We start from the raw sequence: 4,250 nt of genomic DNA, 5'->3' as shown, positions 1-4,250 counted from the left end.
ATGGAAGTACAGGTTGGGCAAACGTAGCCAATGGTACGCCAACGAATTCAACTTATAGTAATGCAACATCGGCGTCCAGTTTTTCAGTAACTGGAAATATAGCGGCAGGTTCTTATTATTATCGATGTATTGCATCTGCAACCGGTTCAGGATGTAGTAGTTCTACTAGTAGTAATGGGGTTTTGACGGTTGTTGCAGTTCCATCTATTTCCGCACAGCCTTCCAATGCTTCAATTAGTGTTGGTGGAACCTATTCGCCAACAATTACCGCTTCAGGGGGTACTCCTTCTTTAACCTACCAGTGGCAATATTCTGCGAATGGAAGTGCAGGTTGGGCAAATGTAGCCAATGGTACGCCAACGAATTCAACCTATAGTAATGCAACATCGGCATCCAGTTTTTCAGTAACTGGAAATATAGCGGCAGGTTCTTATTATTATAGATGTATTGCATCTGCAACCGGTTCAGGGTGTAGTAGTGCTACCAGTAGTAATGGGGTTTTAACGATAACTTCTAACACCATTACAACCGGAACAGTTTCTGGTTCACCATTTTGTGCGGGAACTTCTGGAATTTCGGTGCCATTTACATATTCTTTGGCGGCAAGCTTTCCAAGTGGTGGCAGTTGTACATTCAAAGCCCAACTTTCAGATGCAGCAGGATCTTTCGCATCATCAACAGACTTACAAACAGTAGTTTCAGATGCAAGCGGCAGTCAAAGTATATCTACTACCATTCCTTCAGGGACAGGTGGTGGTTCTGGTTATAGAATACGTGTGGTAAGTAACTCGCCTGCTGTTAGTGGCGTTGATAATGGAACAAATCTTACTATTACTCCAATTTCGAGTGTAGCCTCGGTAACAGGAACATCTCCATTATGTATTGCAGGAACGGCAACTTATACGGCGAATACCGTTGTGTTGGGTGGAGGTACAGGAGTATTTAGCAGTAGCAATACAGGGATTGCCACGGTGAATTCATCAACAGGAGTAGTAACGGGAGTGGCGGCAGGAACATGCAATATCATTTATACCATTACTGGTGGATGTGGCGGAACAGTATCTGCTCAACAGTCGGTAACGATAAGTCCAAACGCTAGTGTAGCTTCAGTAACTGGAACAACTCCAATATGTATTGCAGGAACTGCAACTTACACGGCTAATACAGTAGTGTTAAGCGGTGGTACGGGAGCATTTAGCAGCAGCAATATAGGGATTGCAACAGTAAATTCATCAACAGGAGTAGTAACAGGAGTGGCAGCAGGAACGTGCAACATTATTTATACCATTACAGGTGGGTGTGGCGGAACAATATCTGCCCAACAGTCAGTAACAATAGTAGCAGTAGGGACTTGGTTAGGGGGAACCAGTGTGGACTGGAATACTGCCTCCAACTGGTCTTGTGCAACAATTCCTGTTTCAAGCACTAATGTGACCATTCCTTCGGGAACTACATTTAGTCCAAACATCAGTACGGCTTCGGCTGTTGCCAATAGCGTAACTATTAATGCCAGCGCGACGTTAACAATGTCTGGAGGGAATACCTTAACGATTACCAGTGGTGGAAGTTTTACAAATAATAATGCCTTTACTCCTGGTAATGGTACTGTAGCCTTTGCAGGAGCAGGAACGATAACGGGTACGACTACATTCAATAATGTTAATCTTGCGGGAGCGGTTAGTTTTGGAGTTGCGGTTACGATAGATGGAACACTTTCCGTTAATTCTGGAGGATCCGTAACGACCAATGCGCCCAAATACACAACCAATTCAACGCTTAAATACAATACAGGAACCAATCCTCACCTTAGAGGATTAGAATGGAGCGCCACTGGCGTAGGTACTATAGGAACAACCGTTGGCTATCCTAATAATGTACAGATAAGCAACAATACCGTTCTGGATCTTGGTAACGGCGGTACGGGTACGGCACGTGCTGCTGCTGGTAACCTTACTATTGATGCGGGTAGTACGCTTACGATGAATTCATCAGTAATGACAGCCGCTTTGACCGTAGCAGGTAATGTAAATTTAAATGGAACATTAACATTGTCCGGTAGCAGTGGAGGTGATATAAATGTGGCTGGTAATTGGGCTGTTGCCGCATCAGGGGCAACATTCAATTCTAACAGTAGAGCTATATTTTTTAACGGAACAGGTACACAAGTAATTACCAAATTAGGCGGGGGAACAGTAGATTTTGGAATTGCATTTTTAAGGTTGAATCATACAGGTTCCGTTCAGTTAAGTAGTAGTCCGACGACTAGCGTAACGATTTCACAAACGGGTAGTTCTGCTTTAAAAATGATGAATAGTGGTACGTTAGACTTAAACGGTCAAACTTTTACAATGAGTGGCACTGGAGGTGGTATTGTTGCGGAAAGTGGAGCCAGAAGTATTATTGGGGCTTCTGGAAGTACTTTTGCAGTTACTGCAAATACTGGAATTACTAGTGTAACAAGCGGGACATTGTCTTTCGGAAGTAACGTTACTTTAACGTCGTCTGCTCAAATTGATTTTGGAGCGAGTAGCATAACAACCATAAATGGTACTTTACAATTGAATGCAGGATATACCGTTGCAAACACACCAATTTATGGGGCATCTTCTAAAATAATATATAATAGTGGTGGTGTGCCTGCGATTGGGACTGAATGGACTGCTGCTTCGGGTACTATCGGAACAACTGCAGGTTATCCAAACAATGTTGATATTCAAAATGGAACCACTTTAACTTTGAATGCAATTGGAGCTGACAGGGGATTAGCAGGAAATTTAACCTTAGGGACAGGCACCACGAGCAATGGGTCCTTGACAATGGGTGCTACGGCACAAAAATTAACGGTTAACGGAAATCTTAGTATAGGAGGCAATACCTCTGGAACCAGTACACTTACATTGTCATCAAATGCGACTTCTGCTTCTATTGAAGTAAAGGGCAATTGGACAAGGAGTTCAGTTGGTGTGTTTACACCTGCCGGAAGAGGGGTGTTCTTTAATGCGGCAACAGGGGATCAAACCATTACTGCATCAGGGGGAGAAACATTCGATTATGTAATAATTAATAAGGCCACATCTGGAAATGTAGTGTTGGCTAATGCTGTTACCATCAACCAAACACTTACTTTAACCAAAGGATTGTTGGTGTTGGGTAACAATAATGCCACTTTTGGAGCATCAGGAACAACGTCCTCTCCAAGCACAACAAGTTATATGGCGGTTACAGGTACCGGTAAAGTGATAAAAGCGCATACAGGTTCCTTTGACTATCCAGTTGGACCTAATTTAACCAACTACGCACCAGTTACGATTAACAATACAGGCGCAAGCCAAACCTATACCATAGGGGTAGCTAACACCACGTATTCGCCTGCTATAGACGGAGCCAACTGGCAGTGGACCATCGCCGCCAGCGGTACAAGTTCCTCTAATCTTAGTTTTAAATGGTTTACGGCAGATTCTGGCGCAAACCTAGCTGCCGCTGCCTCTAGCGGAATTGCTCAAAATTACAATGGCGTTAACTGGACCAATTATATAAGCTCAACAGCGGCAGCTTCTCCTAATGTCACCACGGTTAACGGTATAACTAGTTTTGCTAATACCATTTGGACGGTTACAGTACCTTGTTCGGGAACTACAGCATCTGTGCTTTCGGGCACGGCAAGTATCTGTTCAGGGGCAAGTACCAATTTGCAAGTGGCGATAACGGGCGGTACTTCTCCCTATTCTGTAGTGTATACCGATGGTACGAGTAACTTTACGGTAAACGGTTATACAACGGGTACTAATATTTCTGTTTCACCTGCTTCAACCAAAACATATTCACTGGTGTCTGTAACCAGTACAGGCGGATGTGTAGGGACAGGCAACAGTGGCGCGCCAACAGTAACAGTGAATACCGCATCAACGGCAGCAGTGCTATCAGGGACAGCTTCTATATGTTCAGGCACATCTACTAATTTGCAAGTGGCTATCACAGGGGGTACTTCTCCGTTTACTGTTGTGTACAATGATGGTACGGGAAACAGTACGGTGAATGGTTATACAACGGGTTCAAATATCTCGGTATCACCTGCTTCAACCAAAACATATACTTTAGTGTCGGTAACAAGCACAGGTGGATGTGTGGGAGCCGGCAACAGCGGAAGCCCCGTAGTTACCGTAACCGCATCGCCAACAACAGCTACGAATGGTTCGACCCAATCTACCTGTATAACAACGGGGGGGGCGGCTACATTATCAGGAAATACT

The 4,250-nt window shown here is 44.2% G+C and carries 1 protein-coding gene; it reads left to right on the top strand.

Going from position 1 to position 4,250, the window contains the following annotated elements; genetic code table 11:
- Window positions 1–4,250, top strand: a 4,250-nt coding sequence (locus DB895_RS14330) for a beta strand repeat-containing protein (RefSeq protein ID WP_166426987.1), incomplete at both ends; no start/stop codon positions are given.

Source organism: Flavobacterium psychrotolerans, from assembly GCF_003097635.1.
In the GTDB taxonomy this organism is placed as follows: domain Bacteria; phylum Bacteroidota; class Bacteroidia; order Flavobacteriales; family Flavobacteriaceae; genus Flavobacterium; species Flavobacterium psychrotolerans.
This window is presented reverse-complemented; position numbering and strand designations above follow the sequence as displayed.